The sequence below is a fragment of the Paraclostridium bifermentans genome (genome assembly GCF_964259345.1).
In the GTDB taxonomy this organism is placed as follows: domain Bacteria; phylum Bacillota; class Clostridia; order Peptostreptococcales; family Peptostreptococcaceae; genus Paraclostridium; species Paraclostridium bifermentans_B.
Map to the genome: position 1 here is coordinate 464,246 of NZ_CAXVJR010000001.1, position 20,233 is coordinate 484,478.

15 protein-coding genes and 1 riboswitch are annotated in these 20,233 nt (G+C 28.4%); of the genes, 3 read left to right on the top strand and 12 right to left on the bottom strand.

Annotation, left to right across the window (positions count from 1 at the left end; translation table 11 throughout):
• Nucleotides 1–20 precede the first annotated feature (20 nt).
• From ACEXNK_RS02430 to ACEXNK_RS02455, 6 genes are all read right to left on the bottom strand, one after another.
• Complete coding sequence (locus ACEXNK_RS02430) at nucleotides 21–1,016, bottom strand: sensor histidine kinase (RefSeq protein ID WP_373599816.1); 996 nt, start codon at nucleotides 1,014–1,016, stop codon at nucleotides 21–23.
• Complete coding sequence (locus tag ACEXNK_RS02435) at nucleotides 1,013–1,678, bottom strand: response regulator transcription factor (RefSeq protein WP_373599815.1); 666 nt, start codon at nucleotides 1,676–1,678, stop codon at nucleotides 1,013–1,015. Before ACEXNK_RS02435 ends, ACEXNK_RS02430 begins: the two co-directional genes overlap by 4 nt.
• Before the next feature lie 163 nt (nucleotides 1,679–1,841).
• A complete protein-coding gene (locus ACEXNK_RS02440) occupies nucleotides 1,842–3,011 on the bottom strand; it encodes an ABC transporter permease (protein ID WP_373599814.1) in 1,170 nt (389 codons plus the stop codon).
• 11 nt (nucleotides 3,012–3,022) lie between these two features.
• On the bottom strand, nucleotides 3,023–3,694 hold the full coding sequence (locus tag ACEXNK_RS02445) for an ABC transporter ATP-binding protein (protein ID WP_373599813.1): 672 nt from the start codon (nucleotides 3,692–3,694) through the stop codon (nucleotides 3,023–3,025).
• 10 nt (nucleotides 3,695–3,704) lie between these two features.
• Nucleotides 3,705–4,754, bottom strand: coding sequence for an SH3 domain-containing protein (locus ACEXNK_RS02450; protein ID WP_373599812.1), 1,050 nt, complete (start codon nucleotides 4,752–4,754; stop codon nucleotides 3,705–3,707).
• Nucleotides 4,755–4,998: 244 nt separating this feature from the next.
• Nucleotides 4,999–6,750 carry a DUF4091 domain-containing protein gene (locus ACEXNK_RS02455; protein ID WP_373599811.1) on the bottom strand — a complete coding sequence of 584 codons (1,752 nt, stop codon included), beginning with the start codon at nucleotides 6,748–6,750 and terminating at the stop codon, nucleotides 4,999–5,001.
• A gap of 295 nt (nucleotides 6,751–7,045) precedes the next feature.
• On the opposite strand from ACEXNK_RS02455, the gene ACEXNK_RS02460 reads away from it, so the two are divergent.
• The gene (locus ACEXNK_RS02460) at nucleotides 7,046–8,200 is read left to right on the top strand and encodes a GNAT family N-acetyltransferase (RefSeq protein ID WP_373599810.1); all 1,155 of its coding nucleotides are present in this window, start codon (nucleotides 7,046–7,048) and stop codon (nucleotides 8,198–8,200) included.
• A 368-nt stretch (nucleotides 8,201–8,568) separates the two neighbouring features.
• On the opposite strand, the gene ACEXNK_RS02465 is transcribed toward ACEXNK_RS02460, so the two are convergent.
• Genes ACEXNK_RS02465 through hypB form a run of 4 tightly spaced genes read right to left on the bottom strand, consistent with a single transcriptional unit; the run spans nucleotide 8,569 to nucleotide 13,285 of the window.
• Nucleotides 8,569–8,910, bottom strand: coding sequence for a hydrogenase maturation nickel metallochaperone HypA/HybF (locus ACEXNK_RS02465; RefSeq protein WP_373599809.1), 342 nt, complete (start codon nucleotides 8,908–8,910; stop codon nucleotides 8,569–8,571).
• A 26-nt stretch (nucleotides 8,911–8,936) separates the two neighbouring features.
• Nucleotides 8,937–9,872: a DUF5692 family protein gene (locus ACEXNK_RS02470; protein WP_373599808.1), complete on the bottom strand. Its 936-nt coding sequence runs from the start codon at nucleotides 9,870–9,872 to the stop codon at nucleotides 8,937–8,939.
• 23 nt (nucleotides 9,873–9,895) lie between these two features.
• The gene (locus ACEXNK_RS02475) at nucleotides 9,896–12,580 is read right to left on the bottom strand and encodes an FAD-dependent oxidoreductase (protein WP_373599807.1); all 2,685 of its coding nucleotides are present in this window, start codon (nucleotides 12,578–12,580) and stop codon (nucleotides 9,896–9,898) included.
• Nucleotides 12,581–12,616: 36 nt separating this feature from the next.
• Nucleotides 12,617–13,285, bottom strand: coding sequence for a hydrogenase nickel incorporation protein HypB (hypB, locus tag ACEXNK_RS02480; protein WP_373599806.1), 669 nt, complete (start codon nucleotides 13,283–13,285; stop codon nucleotides 12,617–12,619).
• Between the two features lie 308 nt (nucleotides 13,286–13,593).
• Here hypB and ACEXNK_RS02485 point away from each other — a divergent pair, with 308 nt between their 5' ends.
• Nucleotides 13,594–14,190, top strand: a complete 597-nt coding sequence (locus ACEXNK_RS02485) for a TetR/AcrR family transcriptional regulator (RefSeq protein ID WP_373599805.1) — start codon at nucleotides 13,594–13,596, stop codon at nucleotides 14,188–14,190.
• Between the two features lie 181 nt (nucleotides 14,191–14,371).
• A complete protein-coding gene (locus ACEXNK_RS02490; protein WP_373599804.1) occupies nucleotides 14,372–15,295 on the top strand; it encodes a DUF5692 family protein in 924 nt (307 codons plus the stop codon).
• Nucleotides 15,296–15,361: 66 nt separating this feature from the next.
• Here ACEXNK_RS02490 and ACEXNK_RS02495 read toward each other — a convergent pair whose 3' ends face one another.
• The gene (locus ACEXNK_RS02495) at nucleotides 15,362–16,075 is read right to left on the bottom strand and encodes a DUF434 domain-containing protein (protein ID WP_373599803.1); all 714 of its coding nucleotides are present in this window, start codon (nucleotides 16,073–16,075) and stop codon (nucleotides 15,362–15,364) included.
• 234 nt (nucleotides 16,076–16,309) lie between these two features.
• Nucleotides 16,310–19,924, bottom strand: coding sequence for an S-layer homology domain-containing protein (locus ACEXNK_RS02500; RefSeq protein ID WP_373599802.1), 3,615 nt, complete (start codon nucleotides 19,922–19,924; stop codon nucleotides 16,310–16,312).
• A 186-nt stretch (nucleotides 19,925–20,110) separates the two neighbouring features.
• Nucleotides 20,111–20,195, bottom strand: a riboswitch (cyclic di-GMP riboswitch).
• Nucleotides 20,196–20,233 lie beyond the last annotated feature (38 nt).

Consider the following 20,233-nt stretch of genomic DNA (forward strand, 5'->3'; position numbering starts at 1 on the left):
TTTTGTAATAAAAAATTCGCTTACTTAGCTTCTACAAATGTTAATTTTATAGTTGTTCCTTTGTTAGGTTCTGATATTGCATCTATTTCAACTTCTAATTTTTCACATAACTTTTTACATATATATAATCCTATACCTGTTGAGCTTGAATATAGTCTTCCATTTTCTCCTGTGTATCCTTTTTTAAATATATTAGGTAAATCCTTAGCTGATATTCCAACCCCATTGTCTTTTATATATAAGTTAATTTTACTTTTTGCTTTCTCTGCCCAAAACTCAATTTGTGAATTGTCAGATTTGTATTTAATAGAATTACTAATAACTTGTCCTATTATAAATTCTATCCATTTAGAATCTGAAAGTATATAAAAGTCTAAATCACCTATGATAGGTTCTATACCATTATTTATTATCTCTTTAGATTTACTTTTAACAGAATTCATGACTAATTTTTTTAAGCTCAGTTTTTTTACATGATAATCTTTTTCAACACTTTCTATCTTAGACATATACAACACTTGCTCTACATAGTTATCTATTTTTTCAATTTCTTCTTCTATATCTAAAGTAACAATATTTTTATTATTTTCTATTATTAACTTAGATGTAGCAATTGGTGTTTTTACTTCATGAATCCAAGTTTCAATATATTGTCTATAATCTTTAAACCTACTATTATATGTACATATTGTGTCATTTATATATTTACTTTCTTGTTTTAATGCATCATAAAATATTTCTCCCTCTGTAAAGTTTGGTTTATCTATTACCTCTGTTATATAAGACTTTTCCTCTAGTTCACTAAATGTGTCTAAAAATTCATTATAAAATTTTTTTCTCTTATAAAAATCCAAAGCAGCTATAATAAAAATGCCTAATATAAATATCATTTCTACAAAAATTATAGAATGGATTTCTATTTTTATAATAAACATGAACATAAATGTTAGTAAAATTGTTGCTAGTAATATAAATATCTCTAGTAATTTATCTTTTAAATATAGACCTATATTCATACTGTATATCCTAATCCTCTCTTTGTAACTAAATAATCATTTGCTCCTATACTTTCTAGCTTTTTTCTAACTCTGTTGATATTTACTGTTAAAGTGCTGTCTCCTACAAATTCTTCCATATCCCATAAGTGTCTTATGATTTCATTTCTAGGTATTATATTACCTTTGTTTTCCATCAATAAGCTTAATATACCAATTTCATTTTTAGTAAGCTCTACACTATTTCCTTTAAAGGAAGCTATTCCTTTTAAAACATCTAACTTAACACCTTTATGTGTTAAAATTACACTGTTTTGTTTACCATACGTTCTTTTTAGCACTGAGTTGATATGTGCTAAAAGTATTCTTGGGTTATATGGTTTGTTTATAAAATCATCTGCACCTAGGTTTAGCATATCTAGTTCATCAATATCAGACTTACTACTAGTTATTACTATTATAGGTATGTCCGATTTCTTTCTTATTTCTTTACATATATAAAATCCATCATTAACTGGTAAATTAATATCTAAAAGCAGCAAGTCTGAATTAGTTTCTAATATTTTATCTACTATATTATTATAATCATCTGTTGTTACACACTTATATCCATTTTTCTCTATAAGGGTTATTGCTTCTTTTCTTAATTTTACTTCATCTTCTACTATAAAGATCTGTTCCATATTTTTTCTCCTCAAATATTTTATATAATACTTATTGTTAATATATATTATATCAACAATATATATTTATTAATTTACTTTTATACTATTTATACCCATATATATATTTATTAAAAAAACTCTAAGTCCAATTATAAATAATTGAAAATAGAGCTTTTTATTATTATTCAGATTTTAAAGCAACAATTGGTTTTAATTTTGCAGCTTTTTTTGCAGGTGCTACCCCAAATATAACTCCCATTAAAATAGAGAATACTATTGCTATTATAACAACATTCCATGCTATATAAGGATCAGATCCCATAATACTTAATATAATGTTAGATCCTCCTATCCCTAATATAGCTCCAGATATTCCTCCAATTGAACTTATTGTAAGAGATTCTACTAAAAACTGTGATAAAATAGTCTTTTCTTTAGCTCCTAATGCTTTTCTTATACCAATTTCCTTTGTTCTTTCTGTTACAGAAACTAACATCATATTCATTATACCTATTCCTGCAACAAATAAAGATATACTAGATACTGCGCCAACCATTATATCTAAAACTACCTCCATAGACTTTGACATATCTATGACTTCTTGGTTACTTGTTATATAAAATTCATCTTTATTACCTATTTTCTTAGTTAAAAACTTTTTCACATCGCTTGTAGTGTCATATATACTTTCTACTGAGCTTCCCTTTACAAACATAGTTGCAATCCCATTTGCATTTAATACATTTTCTGCATTCATTAAAGGTATATATATTTTTTCATCATCAGGTAGTTCATACTTATCATAAACTTGTTCTAATACACCTACAATCTTATAAGGTATTGAGTTTATATTTATATATTTACCTACTGGATCTTCTAATTGAAATATTTTTTTTGCTGCCTTGCTCCCTACAATTGCAACGTTATTGTAGTTTTCTAAATCTATGCTACTTAAAAATCTTCCCGATTTAACTTTTAACTTATTTATAGGTTTATAGCTTTGATCAACTCCAGATACATTTGCTTCTATTTCTTTTGAATCATATAAAACTGTTGCTGCTCCTGATATTACTGGCGATACTTCATTAACGTTTTTATATTTAAGTAGTTCATCAATATCTTCATACTTTATAGTTTTATTCTCGTCAACTGTGTTAATACTAACAGTTACAACTTCAGATGACACAGCTTCCATTTCTTTATACATACTTTGTCTTGCACCTATTGATATTGTAACAAATAAGATAATACTTGCAGCTCCTATAGCTGTTCCTAATATAGTAAGAAATGATCTTAGCTTACTTGACTTTATCTCATTTAAAGACATTTTTATTATTTGAATCAAATTCATTTTATCACCTCTTACTCATATATTTTTCCATCTTTTATTCTTATTTGTCTTTTAGCATTGTTTGCTATATTCAAATCATGAGTTATCATTATGATTGTTTTACCATCTTTATTCAATTGTTGTAATGTTTTAAGTATTTCTTCGCTAGTTTTACTATCTAATGCACCTGTTGGTTCATCTGCTAGTAAAATTTCTGGATTTGTAGCTATAGCTCTTGCTATTGCTACTCTTTGCTGCTGTCCACCTGATAATTGATTTGGTTTATGATTTTTTCTAGATTCAAGTCCTACCTTTTCAAGACATTTTATAGCTATATCTCTTCTTTTTTTCATACTTATACCTTGGTATATTAGCGGCAACTCAACATTCTCTATTGCAGATAGTTTATTTAGTAAGTTAAAGTTTTGAAAAATAAAACCTATCTTTTTGTTTCTTATGTTGCTTAAGTCGTCTCCTTCAACATCTTTAATAGTCTCTCCGTCCAATATATAATCGCCTTCATCAGCTGTATCCAAACAGCCTATTATATTCATAAATGTTGATTTTCCAGACCCAGATGGACCTACTATTGCAACAAATTCTCCCTTTTCTATATTTAAAGATACATTATCTAATACTTTTAATTCTTCATCCCCTACATGGTATGTTTTACATAAATTATTTGCTTTTATTATATATTCCATATATACCCCCTTAGTAATTTTCGCTATTTTCATTTAGTACTTTAACCTTATCTCCAGCTGAAAGTCCTTGTAATACCTCAACATAGTCTTCAGTACTTATTCCTACTTCTATATTTTTATAATCATTTGAGTTAGAAGGTATAACAGAATAACCATTATCACCTTTTGTAACACATTGTATTGGTATATATAGTGTATTTTCTTTTTTATCTACTAATATAGACACAGTTACAGACATTCCTGGCTTTAAACTTCCTATAATAAGATCACTTTCTTTTATATATCCTTCTTGTTCATTACCTAGTTTTACTTTATAATAGCTACCTTCATTTCCTATTATAGTTACCTCGTCACCTTTTGCTAGTTTAGCTGTTATAGAACTCTTTGAAGAAGCTTTTGTATTAACATTTGTACTATCATTTTTTATAGTTGCTATTACATCAGTTTTGTTTATCCCATTTATTTCTATATTCAATGAATAAACCCATCCAATAGTTCCATCTTCTAATGCCACCTTATACCACTTTTGTTTATTAGATTTTATAACTTCATCAAGTATTTCTACTTTATCGCCTTCATTTAACGTTTTAGTTAATAGATATTCCTTAGATACTCCTTCTCTTAAATTAACTTCATTATGCTTTATAGTTCCTGTTTTTGATATTGGTTTTTCTATAGATATATCAACTTTATATTTAGTTTTTCCATTTTCAATCTCACCAGTTTGATTTATATATTCAACTCTTCCCTCTATTACTTCATTTGGTAAAGATTTAGATTCAACTTTTACTTTTTGACCTATCTTTAATTTATTAATATCTAACTCATCTATATTTACTTGAACTTTTAAGTTTGATGAGTTACTTTCATCTTTAGCCGCTACATTTCCATAAGCAGTAACATTTACCTCTAAGTTTCCTTGCTTTACCTCTTCTTTTTCTTCTTGAACTTGATACTGGTTTTGTAAATTTTCATTATATTTATTTATAGCTAACATCCCCCCACCTACAATTCCTGTTAGTGTTACTAGTACTATTAATATCTTTTTTGGTATTTTCATAAAATTCTCCTTTTAATTTGATTTTTCGCTTTACTTTATAGTAATTTCAATGGCTTTCAATTTCGTTTGTATAATTATTATAATTTATGTAGCGAGAAATATCGCCTACATTATTGTTATGTTGGACTGGCTTAATATAACGTTTTTGTAATGTAATAACTTAGAATATTTAGTTTTAAATTGCATAAAAAAAGACTCTAGTTTTAAAACTAGAGTCTTTCTCTTTATAAAGTATAATATATATTTATTTTTTTGATAATAAATCTAACACTTCATTCTTTACTAAATTATATTCTTTATTTTCTAATGAATATCCAAGTTCTACTTCAAAATGACTTATAACTTTATAGTTTTCTTTTCTATTTAATAACTTTTCCATCAATTGCTTTTCTATATAATCTCTACCAACTTTTTCTTCTAGCATAGTAAATAACTCAAAATCTTGAATTCCAAATCTTAGATTTTCCATTCTAACACTTCTTATTGGTTTTAAATCTTTACCTGGATACACAAAAAACATATCTCCAGCTTTCCATAATGGGAACTTATAACTTGAATCTTTCCATGGATCTTCAGTCCATAGACAATAATCCCATCTTAAAAATCCATCTAGTCCAAAGTAATATGTGTACCATCCTAATATCCTATTTTCAACAAATGGAGAACTTAAAAAACTATTTGGTTTTTCTGGCATGCAACATACAAACCAAGTTAAATTTCCACCTTGTTCATTTATTTGTTTTTTAAGTGGTAATATATCTTTATAATTTTCAACTGTAAGTCCTAGGTTAACAGACATATCATTTATTAAACCTTTTGAATACTCTAGGAATTTTTGATCGTGTGTAGCAGATTTATATCTAACAGTATATTTATTTTCTATAGAAGAACTTATAAACTCCATACACTCTTCTACTACTTTAGGGTTATTTGGTTCATCTGCTATTATTCTTACTCTATCCCAAACTCCAATTTCTATAAAATGATTTAAAACAACTCCAATATATTCTTTTAAACCAGCAGTATTATTTATAAATTTAAATACACCTTCATTTTCATCAAAATATCTTACTCTTATTGGATCTTTATAGCCTTTTACTGGATTTCCAAAATCTCTAGCACACCAGTTTCCTAGCAATCCAAATATATCGATTTCCTTAGCCATATTATATTTATCTGCTATTTCTATAATTCTATCTATAGTATTAAAATCACATACGATTTCACCAGAACTATTTTTTATTACCTTTACCATATTATATTCAAATAAATTAGAAGGATTTTTAGTTACTCTATAGCAACTTTGTCCTGCCCATGGATAATCAGAAACTATGATAGTTGTAACTTTTTCTCCTAAGCTTGATAGTTCATTTAAATAGTTATCAATTATATCTAAATGTTCACTAGACCAAAGCCCTACTTTATACATTCTCGCTAAAGATGCATAGTGTTGCCATAAATCAAGGAAAAACTCACTTTGATTTAAAGGTTTTAAAACTACATCAGATACATTTACTTTTACATCTATGCTGTGTTCTTTAACTTCATCCTCATAACCTACTGCTTTAAATATATCTATACCTAGAGTTAATTCACTTTCATTATAGTCCCTTGGAACTTCCCCTTCTATCCAAAACATTTGAGGTATATACTGTTCAACAAGTACATCTTTATCTCTTAATATAGCATCATTAACATAAGCTTTGGTATCATCTTGTACATATCCTAGTATGCTTATATTAAAATTATTTTCTAATCCTTTTGGAGTCTTTAAACTTATTCTTACTCTATCTTCTAGTCCTTTCCAAGATATAAGGTTACTATCATCTATGCAACAATTAAACTCTTTATCTGCAGATAGCATTAGTTGAAATGCAAATTTCTCTCCTTTTGCAACCTTAATATCTACGTTTTTGCTTTTTAAAACTTCTGATGATATAACTGAATATTTGTTATGTTTAAATGTACAATCTTTTAATGCGTATTGAATTTCCATATTTTTAAAATCCCCAATCTAATGTATTTATCCCATCTAAATATTTTATTATTATCTAAAAATATTCATTTGACCTTTTTAACAATTTTTTCATTCTTAGTTTATCAAACAACTGATATATGTTCTAATAGCTTTTATCTATAATAAACATTTGTTGTATTGATTTTTTCTATAATTATATATACTTAAAAATAAAAGATATATTATTAGATTAAATGTTGTTTTGACTATTATTTACGCAAGAAAATTTATTTAGATTTATTAATTAAATATATTAGGATAAGGGGCTATTGATATGAATGTAAATGCTAGAAGTGCAAATTTGAATGAATTTAATGATGTAACTGAACTTATAAATTATGTTTTTAGAATATCAAGAAATTGTAAACCAACTATGGTCGAAGAATTTCCTCTTTTATTAAATAAAAACAATATAGATAATATGATTGTCATATCTCAAGATAATAGGGTAGTATCTGATGTTAATTACTTAATTCAAGAAGTATCTATACAGGGTGAAAAAATAAAAGTAGCTGCAATAGGTGCAGTGTGTACGCATCCAGATTATGAAAAAAGAGGATTTTCATCTAAAGTATTAGACTTTGTTGAAAGCAAAATGCTATCTGATGGTGTAGATATATTGCTTGTTTCTGGTACTAGAAGTCTTTATACAAGAAGAAATTGTAGTCTTATAAAAAGCTTCTATAAGTATTCTATATATCCTGAAAAAATAGATCTTCCAACGAATTTTAAAATTTTAGAGTTTGATGAAACTTATATAGATTCTAATGATTTAAATAAAATTTTACATATGTATAATCAAAATAGTACTAGATATATAAGAACAAAAGAAGAATTTACAACACTTCTTCACTCTGCAACTATACCTTGGGGAGATAGAAGTTATAAGAAAGTTCTTGTGAAAAATAATGATATTACTATAGGATATATAATTTTAAGAGTTACAAAAGATAATGAAAACTCTTTTGCTGAAGTAGTTGAACTATCTTTAGACAATTATTATGTTGAAAAAGTATTAAAACACTTATGCTATAAATATGATTTAAGCAAAATAGTATACTCTGTTCATATTAGAAATACAAAAGATCAATTACAAAATGTTACTAATAAAGAGCTAGATTATCAGCAAGGAAGTTTAAAAATAATTAATTTTGAAAAGCTATGTAAAAGTCTTTCAGGTTATTTTAAACAATATTTTAGTACGGATTTCGTAGATAACTTAGAGTTTGTACAACGTGATTATAAGTATGTTATAAGATACAAAGATGAAGAACTTATTATAGATGATTTAAGTAAGTTAAATAAGCTTTTCTTTGAATATAATGAAGCTCAATTCGAGGATTTTAAAGATTTTAAAAATATATATACTTTTGCGAAAACAGTATTTCCATTAGATTTTCCTTGGACTGCAAACTTAAATTATCAATAATTTCTATATTATACTTATTTGCAAAAAACTTATTTTTTAACTAGTGCATTTATTATTGTAACAAAACTCTTAATAGTTAATTGTAGTTTAAACCTTTGCCTTTGAAGTATCTATTAACTTATAAAATATAAATTTGTATACAGTAATACTGAATTACTTGTTATCATATACCAAAAAAAGCTTACTTTAAAATAGCTAAGCGAAGGGTGAATATGTAAGTTTTAGCGACATTTAAAGCATCTTCTCAGCTTTTGGAGCAAAACTTACATATTCACCCGGAGCACCACAACGAATTGAATTAACCTATAATTATAGGTTTTCATAAAAAAAGTAGTTACTAAGCTTTCACACTTAATAACTACTTTTATTTAATAAGCTACAATTTCCTTAATCACAAATCCTTTTCCACTAAGTAAATCCCAACTTTTACTGCTACAATAAGCACATTGCCCATTGTTTGCTTTTACATTAAAAACTTTATTGCAACTTTTACACATACCATTTGCCGGTATAACTTCTATCTCAAGCTTAGTATCTTGCAAAATAGTATTATCTACTGCTACTGGAAAACAGCTCTCTATATATTTAGGTATCATAGAAGACAACTCCCCTATCTGTAATACCAAACTATCTACTTTTGTTAAATTATTTTCTAAGGCTACTTTTTCCACAGTTTTTACAACTTCTATAACTACCCCTAGCTCGTGCATTATTTTCACCTACTTCTATTTTGCATCTACTTATTTTCTAAAACTACATCTCTATAAGCCTTCGTATCTGTATAAATCTCATCCTTAATTGGATTAAGTTTATCTTTTCTTATCTTATTAAATTGATAAATTGCTAAAGCTGCATTTGCAACTAAAGATATCAAACTTACTACAAAGAAAGCAGTCTTGTTATGTGTTGTAGCAACTGGTGCTATTCTATCCGCAAACTGTGGCACAGTCATAACAAACATAATCCAAAGAGCTAATGTTTGAGCACGATGTTGTAACCAAGCCCCTCTTTTTATAAAGAAAGTTGGTATAGTACATGAAAGTAATAAAGCAGCTCCACAATAAATTGAATGATCTGATATACAGTTATAAGTATAAGCAAAGTTCCATAAATCATAAGCTATAATCCATGCCCATATCATATCTGGCCATATCATATCCTTTGTTTTATCTTTTGATATAAATATTCCAAACCAACCACAAATCGTAATTATGTTTAATATCCCTGCTATACCATTCATAATATTCCAAGGTCCAGATATAGTCCAAAGATTATCTACAACTCCACCATCAGTTAATCCATAACTAAATATCTGAAAATCTCTAATAGCAGCTTCAAGTATATTAACACCTAAAATAATTGCTGGAAGAGCCAATGCCCATTTCTTCTTTTGTAATGAAGGAATATATCTAAGTGCCATAAACCAAACACATCCAGCAAGTGCTGAGTAAGTTTTTACCCAGTTAAACCAAGTTCCAGTTCCATATTCATTTCCTGGTGCAGCCGTAGTTGGCCACACATAAATAGTTAAAAACGTAGGCACTATTATAAATAATAGTATACCTGCCCATTTTGTGCTTCTTCCAAGTTCATTGAATGCCATCAATGCTAATAGTACAAATAGGAATATTGCCCATCCTTCAAAAGTCATTCTTTCATATAAAATTCCCATAATACACCTCTTATCATTATTTTTTATTTTGCAAATACATCTTTAACTTTCTTACCTAACATTCTACCTTTTCTTCTTATAACATTTTTAACTATAGCTGGTTTAAGATCTTCATAAGCTACACCTTCTGCATCATACTTTCTAACAAGTGATATAGCATCAAACTTACATTGTGTAGTACATTGACCACAACCTACACACATATATTCATCTACAACAGTAGCTCCACATCCTAAACATCTTTCTGTTTCTTTTTTAACTTGTTCTTCTGTAAAAGTAAGACGTATATCTTTAAAAGATTCTTTTGTATTTACATCAGATTTATGTTCAGCCTTTTGTCTTGGCATATTGTCGTATCCTTCAAGTTGTAAACTTTCTTTATCAAATTCATGATAATCTCTTCTATCACGTCCATTTACTAAACTTTGTCCTGGTTGAACAAAACGATGAATTGATATAGCTCCTTCTTTTCCTGCTGCTATTGCATCTATTGCAAATCTAGGTCCTGTGTATGAATCTCCTCCAGCAAATATATCAGCTTCATTTGTTTGATAAGTAAATCCATCAGCCTTTATTGTATTGTTAGGATTTAGTTCTACCTTACTTCCTCTAAGTAAATCACCCCAGTCAATACTTTGACCTACTGAAATTAAAACATAATCCGCATCTACTACTTTTACATTATTCTCATCAAACTTTGGAGAGAATCTTTTGTTTTCATCAAATACACTAATACATTTTTTAAATTCTACTCCTACTACTTTTCCATCTTCTACGATTATTCTATTAGGTCCCCAAGAGTTATTTATTACTATTTCTTCTTCTAAAGCTTCTTCTATCTCTTCTTCTAGTGCAGGCATTTGTTCACGACTTTCTAAACAATACATATCTACACTATCTGCACCTACTCTTGTGGCATTTCTCGCTACGTCTATAGCAACATTACCTCCACCAATAACAACTACTTTTCCGTTTAACGCTACATCTTTTCCTAAGTTAACATCACGTACAAATTCTATACCTGGGATAACACCTTCTGCATCTTCACCTTCTATATTTAATCTTCTACCAGCTTGTGCACCTATTGCTAAATAGAAAGCTTTGTATCCTTCTTTTCTTAATTCATCTAAAGTAATATCCTTACCTACTTCTACACCTGTTTTAAATTCGACTCCCATTTGTCTTAATATATCTATTTCTGCATTAACAACTTCTTTTTCTAGTCTGAAAGAAGGAATTCCTAAAGTTAACATACCACCAAGTGCTTCTTGTTTTTCAAATACTGTTACCTTATATCCATCTATTGATAAATAATAAGCACATGAAAGTCCAGCAGGTCCACCACCTATTATTGCAATTTTTTTGCCATAATCATGTCTCTTTTTAGGTATAAATCTATGCTCTTCTTTTAAATCTTGTTCAGCTATAAACTTTTTGATTTCATCTATTGCAAGTGGTGAATCTATATCTCCTCTTGTACATGCTGATTCACATTTTCTAGGACAGATACGTCCACATATTGCTGGGAATGGATTTTCTTTTTTTATAAGTTCTAATGCTTCTTTGTATCTTCCTTGTGAAGCAAGTTTAATATATCCTTGAACAGCTATATGAGCAGGACATGCAGTTTTACATGGGCTAGTTCCACTCTCTACAACGTTTTCTCTATTAGTTCTGTAATCTTCATTCCATTTATCTTCTCCCCAGTTAGTATTTCTTGGAGTTTCTTTTCTTTCAATTTTATCTACAACAGGTTTAGTCGAGCATAGTTTTTGCCCTAGTTTTAAGGCATTAGTTGGACAGTTTACCACACACTCACCACAAGCAACACACTTATCTTTATCTACTTTTGATACATAATTAGAACGTACCATATCTGTATTTGCAAACATATTTGCTCCCTTTAGTGCTAGACATGAACATCCACAGCAGTTACATATAGCATGAGTTTTTCCTGATCCATCTAAGTTTGGTATTTGATGCATTAACCCATTTTCTTCAGCTCTTTTTATTATTTCAAAAGCTTCTTCTCTAGTTATCTCTTTACCTCTTCCTGTTCTTATGTAATATTCAGCTGCATGCCCTAATTGAATACACATATCTTCTTTTAAATGTCCACAACCTTCTCCCATACTTTCTCTTGCTGTACGACATGAACAATCTGATACTGAAAATTTATCATTCTCATTTAGATATTTTGATATTTCCTCGTATGATGCTCTTCTTGTTTCTCCATCTATTGCAGTTTCTATTGGAATAACACGCATAAGTCCTACCCCTGGAGGAAAACTTCCTGTAGATCTTGGTCCATTTTCCACACCGTAATCATGAAATGCCTTAGGAATTTGAGGATATTTTTTAGCTTGTTCTTTGTTATTAACCATCATTTCCATAATTCCTGGTACCCAAGTTTCATACCAGAAAGTATCTACACCATCTATTTCATTAACGAATACTACCCCTATTTCTGATAACTCTAATAATAGCTCACTACATCTTTCAACACTTTTACCACATAAAGGTGCTACTTTTTGGGCAGTTGTTTTTTCTCTAATCTTCATACAAAGTAAAACTTCTGCCATTTCATCACTTACAACTGGCTCTAAAATTTTATAACGTGCATCATTTTCACCAAAGTACCCTTTAGACCCTGGTTTCTTTCCACTAACCTGATTTGCAAACTGAAGAACCTTTTCTTTTACCGCCATAATAATCCCCCTAAAAATTTTAATTTATATATTATATTAATTATTCCAAGCTTTTACTTCTTTTCTTATCCAATTTGCCCATTCATCTATACCTTCACCAGTTTTTGCTGATATTGTTATAACTTGTATATTAGGATTTATTTTTTTTATGTATTCTTTAACTAAATCTAAATCAAAATCAAAGTATTCTATAGCATCAATTTTATTTATTAAAACTACGTCCACTATTGAAAACATTAATGGATATTTAAGTGGTTTATCATGTCCCTCTGGTATACTAAGTATCATAGCGTTTTTTGAAGATCCAGTATCAAATTCTGCTGGACATACTAAATTCCCTACATTTTCTAGTATCACAAAGTCTACATCCTCTGTTCCTAGTTCTACTAAACCTTGCTTTGTCATATCTGCATCTAAATGACACATTCCTCCTGTATGTAGCTGAATTACTTTTGCTCCTGTTTTTGAAACAGTATTAGCATCAACATCTGAATCTATGTCTGCTTCCATAACTCCTATTTTCATTTCGTCTTTTAATGCTTCGATAGTTCTTAAAACTGTTGTAGTCTTACCTGAACCTGGAGAAGACATTAAATTTAATAAAAAAGTATTATCTTTCTTTAAATCTGCTCTAAGTAAATCGGCTTGTTCATCATTGTTTTTAAAAACACTTTCCTTTATCTCGATTACCTTGTATTTCTCCATAATTCTCCCCCTTAATATTTTTTGTATTGTCAAAATATTTAATATGCTTCTAATTAATCATTTAATTTTGATTAATTTCACATTGCTCAATTGTTAATTTTGTAACATTTTAGACAGAATAAGTTTCACCGAATCTCATTCTGTAATTAAAATATAGCATGCTTTACCATATTTTGTAAATGTATACTTGCAGTTTTTTATTTATTATCTTTTACAACTATGTATATGAATTTACTTTTTTTATGCTATACTAAATAATCATATAATTAACGGGATTAACATTTAAGTCCTATAAAGGGGTTTTTATCATGGAAAAATTAACTGATAGACAAAAACAAGCTATTAAAACTAAACTTAAAATCACACAAGTAGCCACTGAACTTTTTAAGTTAAATGGTTTTGATAGTGTTAAAATTCAAGATATTTGCCAAGCTGCAGATATATCAACAGGTGCTTTTTATCATCATTTTAAATCAAAGGCAGAAATAATTAATACAGCTTATGAACAAGTTGATATTCTAGTTATGGATAGATTTCATGCAAGAAATTTTTGCTCAAACCTAGATAAATTATTATTTTTATTAGTTGAAGGCGCAACTATGATGGAGGAACTTGGCTGGGTATTTGTAAGTGAAATCTATAAAAACTTACTTTCGATAGAAGGAAAGTACTCTATTAAACCTGACCGTCATATAGCATTAGAAGTTAAATCTATTGTAGAAGATTTACTTGAAAATGATGAATTAGATAATTCTATTTCTTCCTTAGATTTGACTATGATAATTATGAGGATATCTAGGGGCACAATATTTGACTGGTGTCTTCATCAAGGAAGTTATAATCTTAAGTCTAGAATGGAATTTGACTTAAAATTAGTTCTTTCTAATTTCAAACCTAAAAACTAGATGTAAAGAGTCGCTAATAAGGCGACTTTTTTACTTAAAACCTTTAAAATTAGCATAAAAATTGCATCTGCATTAAAGTGTAACATATCTAATTTATCTTAATATGTTTCGTTTTCTAACTAAAAGTGCTACAATAATCGTGATTCATAACTTTATATATTTAAATTTAGGGGGTAACGTTATGTTTTTATTTGAACCACAACCAATTACCAATTGGCTCATGTTATTTTTGGTGTTCATTGTATTAATTATATTAAATGAAATTGGTCGACGTTATAAATGGGGTGGGATTGCACTATTTGTAATATTACCAATCATTCTTACACTCTTTGTATGGCCAAATACCACTGCTGGTACTAGTGTAGATGACTGGTTTCACTACGCAAAAGTTTATTCTGCTTTAGCAGGATGTATTGGGTTTTGGTTAATTCGTCACTTAAAAGATGCTACTAGTCATAAATGGGTTTTATATTTTCCTCCATTAATTCTTGCAATTAATATTCTTGAGGCTGTTTCTCGTGATTTCCAAATTGGTTCACTAGGCCTTACAAAAGAAGTCTTTGAAGGAATGGTATTTTATAGTGGTTCTTGGAACTACTTAAATGGAATTGCAGGTATCTTAAATATAATTACAATCACAGGTTGGGTAGGAATCTGTATTAGTAAAGATAAGAGCAAAGATATGTTATGGCCTGATATGTGTTGGTTCTGGATTATTGCTTATGATCTTTGGAACTTTGCATATACTTATAACTGTTTAGGTGACCATGCCTGGTACTGTGGTATTGCATTACTAATTGCACCAACTGTAGCTGCCTTTGTGCTAAAAAAAGGTGCTTGGTTACAGCATCGTGCGCAAACACTTGCTCTTTGGTGTATGTTTGCCATGACATACCCTACATTCATTGATGAATCACAATTTGCTGTTAAATCAACACAAAATCCAACTGCATTGTTTGTTGTAAGTTTAATTGCACTTCTTGCTAATGTAGCATTATTTATTTATATGGTCTACAAAGTAAGAAAAACAAAACGTAATCCATATACAAGTGAACTTTATACAGATCTAAAGTGCTATGAAGAAGTAAAAGCACTCGCAGAGTAAAAAAAATCAAGCTTTGCAGGAATCTGTAAAGCTTGATTTTCATTATATTTAATTCATATTTCTTTGCTAATCATTTAAGTTTATAATATTAGCATCTTGTATATATTTTTCTATTATAGTTCTAGTCATATTAAAATAGCTTATACATTTATCAATTATTATCGCATCACTGCTTATTACTCTTTCTGATTTTTCTAAAATAACATCTGGATTATTTACCAACTCTACATTAACAGCTACTTTTCTTTTCTTAAAACTTTCTATTATTTTATGCTTTAAATTTCCAGAATTAGATACTGGAGCATCTAAATAAAAAACTGCTGATTCACAGTTATTTTTATCTAAAAATTCACCTATTAAATTTAAAGCTTCTTCTGTTTTATCAATAATTTTATATGTACCTCTAAGTCCAGCTAGATCTCTAATATTTTTATCGCTTCCTACGATTAATGTACCTTTTGACAAAGCAACTTCTATAGTTATTATAGTATTGAATCCATCTATATATATGGTACCTTCACTTATTTTATCTATAGTCAATTCTTTATTTTTTCTTATTTCTTTCTTTTCATCAGAGCATACTATTCTTTTTATACAATCCCTTTGTCTATTTGAAAATTGATATCTATTACATACAAAGTTTACTACAGTATCTATTTTATAATCTCTATTTATTAGCCATTCAACTTCTTCCTTGGCTTTTTTTAATTTTATAAGTTCTTTATTAGAAAACCATCTTTTATCATTTTCATCATACCCTCTTCTAGATACTTTGCACATATTGTAGCACACCACCTTAAGTAAGTTTTAATGCATATATTATTTATTATTGATATTAAATTTAAGTATATACGCTTATTTAACCAATCCAAATATCCAAACTCACCTTCCTTCAATAAAATTCTATTTCTTCCTTAGATTTCACTTAAAGTTAGTTCTGTCTAATTCCAAAGCGAAAAACTAAATAAAAATAAACCTGCGATTAATATTTTAGATATTAATCGCAGGTTTTATTTAAATACCCTTGCTTTTAGCTACATATAAAATTTTAACACTTTCCGCTCTTGTTGCATTGTTTTTTGCTTTGAAAGTATCATCTTCATAACCATTTATAATTCCCATATCTACTAATCCATCTACATATTTTATAGACCAGTCAGATATTTCTTTTTCATCTTTAAATTTAGTTTTTCCATCTCCACTAACTTTTAATATAGTTCCTATAATTTTACAAGCTTCTTCTCTAGTTATTTTATCATTAGGTCTAAATGTTTTATCTACATAGCCCTGTATATACCCTTGTTTAACTGCCTTTAAAACTTCATCATAATACCAATCACCTTGATTTACATCTGAAAAGTTTTCACTTCCTTTTTGAGTAAATCCAAATGCCATATTTACTATTCTTATAAATTCTGCTCTAGTAATATTATTATTTGGCTTAAATGTGTTATCTCCATATCCTTTTATATGTCCTTTATTTACAAAATCTTTTATATAGTCTTCTGCCCAATGTCCGTTTACATCAGAAAGTTTAATATTATCTTTTTCTGTATCTGGATCTATATCTGGATTTTTTGGAACTTCTACAGTTGGGGGTATATTATCTTCAGTTAATTTAGGATTTATTACTACACCATGGTCATATGAGTTTCCATTACCACCATCGTATACTTCTATTTTTAATTCGTTAACATCTTTTATTGGAACATTTAAATAAACCATATTATCTTTATACTTTAAAACACTAGTATTAGCTAAATTCTTACCATCACCAGTTACTTTAAATGTTATCGATGACCTATCTTGTTCTACTACTGTCATATCCACTCCAACTAAAGCTTCAAAGTTTTCATATTTATGATCACCTAATTCATAAACTATTTCACCATTTGCATGTATTTTAAATCCTTTTTCAAAGTTCTTTATTTCACCATTTAATCTTCCCTTTAGGTTTTGGTTTCTGCTTGGAGTTCCCCAGCCTGTTTTTACCGATGTCCATTCTTTATCAGATAAGTAATCATAATCACTTACTACTTCTACATTCATTAATACTTCTTTAGTTATATTATTACTTTTTGCAGTATATTTAACAGTGTAATTTCCTTTTTTATTTATATCAACATTACTATCTACCTCAATAGTAGAAGTTATATTTTTACCATCATAAGTTACAGCTTTTACAAAATCCATAGGATTAAAATCTTCTTTTAGTTTTAAAGTTACTTTTTCTTGAGTTAAGTTTATTATAGGAGAATGTGAATTTAAATTTACTGTATTACTTTTATTTAAATTTCTATCATATGCTATTACAGCATAAACATCATTATTTTCAAGATTAGTTTGTTCATCTATAAAACTATCTTTAGATGTAAATCCTATAACTCCACCATTTTTTAATATTTCATATCCTAGTAAATCATCTTGATTTTCTTTTGAAACATTAAAATCTAATTTTATCTTATCATTTGATTTAGATAAACTTAAATTTGGAGTAGTTCCTTCTATAAATCCATTACCTTTGTATCCCCATAGTGAATCATTTATATACCAAAGTTTTTTGTCAGGCTTCTTATATTTACTTGCCATTTCTTTTTTTACTTCATCTGTAACAGGGAATCCATGTCTTTTAAAGTATTCACTTAAATCCATATTTAATATTTCTGATGAAAACTCTACGATATATTTTGTTTTACTTTCTTCTTGTTTATCTCCACCTTCTATTATGATGTCCTTATCTCTTTCTCTATATAAACTATTAAACTCTGCCCAATATCCTGGTTTATATAACTCTAATTGCCAAAACGGAGCTATTCTTTCAAAATAATTACCCTCTACAAAAACATTAGAGTTTTCACTCATTACATTTTTGTATACTTTATCATATGGTATACTATTTCCTGGTTTAACTCCACTATTAAAGTCCATGAATATAGGTAACATATTATTTGTAGACTCTCCGTATAGTCTCTTTTTCATATCCATTCTATGACCTATTTCATGGTCAATACCCCAGTTAGAACTATTTCTATCTTCAAATGGTATTAATAATTGAGTCATTACATCTCTTTGAACACCTACATGGTTACTTGCTGCATACATATATCCCCAAGGTTGTGCTAATCTTATATTATCTCTTATAAACTTAGGATCATCATTTAAATTATTACCATCTAATCCGTAATATTTAAATAGTGTATCCATATGTCTATTCCAAGAATTTACTGTATCAATAGGTTTTATTCCTTTTTCAACATAAGCTTCATAAGCACCACTAGCAGTTCCTGTAAAGAATATACGGTCTGATTTAAATTCAAAAGTATCTATTACTTTTCTATCCATTACATTTGGATTATTTATAATATCTTCATCTATTTTCTTTTTATATTCTTTTAAGAAATTTAAAAATTCTTCTTCATTAGTATTTTCATCAAAGTAAGGGAATACTTCCACTCCGCTAGCAAATCTTATTTTAGGTGCTCTACCTTGTTCTTCACTTGTATATGGATTGACTATATACACTGGTCCGCCTGGAGTTACTGCATGTTTATAATTATCTTCTTGCGATATCTTTGGTACTGTTATAATATTTTTACCTGGAATTAAGTTTATAGTAGCTCCCCAATTAGACCAACTTCCTTCTTGTTGAGAGAAGAATAATTTAGGCAGTGGTTTACCTTCTTCTACATCTACATATACTTCTAATTTATCTCCTGGTTTTGCTAACACTCCTGTTGGTTGAAGGTTATTCCCAAATCCAAATTTTAAGTTATTTTGTGCATGTTGATTCATATTTCCATGTTGTTCTGCTATTACTGTTTTTACAGTTTTAATGTTGTTGTTTAATATATCTTTAGCTATATCAATATATTTTTGTAAGTCTTCTTTTAAAGGATGATTATTTAACTTTTCTTGTAAAGTATTTATAACTTCAATAGATTTATACTCTGGCTTTAAGTTTTCTAAAGTTTTATCTGTAAACAAGTCTAGTACTTCATCAAGTACTTCATCTTTAGTGTAAAACATAAATTCACTAGCACTTGCCCAACCTTGATTCGCTTCTTTGAATACAAACTTAAGTTTTTTAGTATCTATAGTATCAAACTTAAATTCCATCATGTTTCCAGTAGTACCATAAGCACCTGTAGAAACTAAGGTATAGTCTTCATCTTTTCCACTTACAGAAGAGTATATTTCAAACTCATTTGGGAATCCCTTACCTTTTGCTCCATCTTGTCTTGTAGCATATGCTATTCTATTTATAGTTTTTACATCGTCAAATTCAAATACAACTTCATTTTTAAAGTCACTATCATTTGGTTTTCCTGTTTCCCAGTGAGTAGAAGTATTTCCGTCTATTGCATTTTCTATTACACTAGAGAAGTATCTTCCTCCATTGTTAGAAATTTCTATGATTTCATCTCTAGATATTTTATATTCATTGTTGTAGCCTTCGTAGTTATTGTAATTATTTAAATTAAAGTTAGTTATTTTTGCTTCACTAAATACCTTTTGTTCTATTTGTACTGCATTTTCTTTTACTACTTCTTCAGCAAATACATTTATTGCTGGTGAAATGTTTGTAGCTATGACTGATGCTAATAACACTGTTGAGATTTTTTTCTTCATTGTCTGTCCCCTAATCTTATTTTAAAAGTTGGAATAAAGGCTAAACTACAAATTATACTTTAACGTAAAAAACTATCCTTTATAAAGGATAGTTGCCATTTTCAATACATTAAAATATACTATTTTTCTCTTTAAAACTCTCATAAAAAATAAAAAATAGTATATAATTACAAAGAATATATATTCTTCGGTAACTGGCTAGCATAGTTTATTAACCTTAGCTCCTTTAGCTTTGCGTCTTTAGATTTCTCTAAATTTGCCGATATTTCACTTTTTTATTATTATATACTAATTTTTTTATTTTTCAAA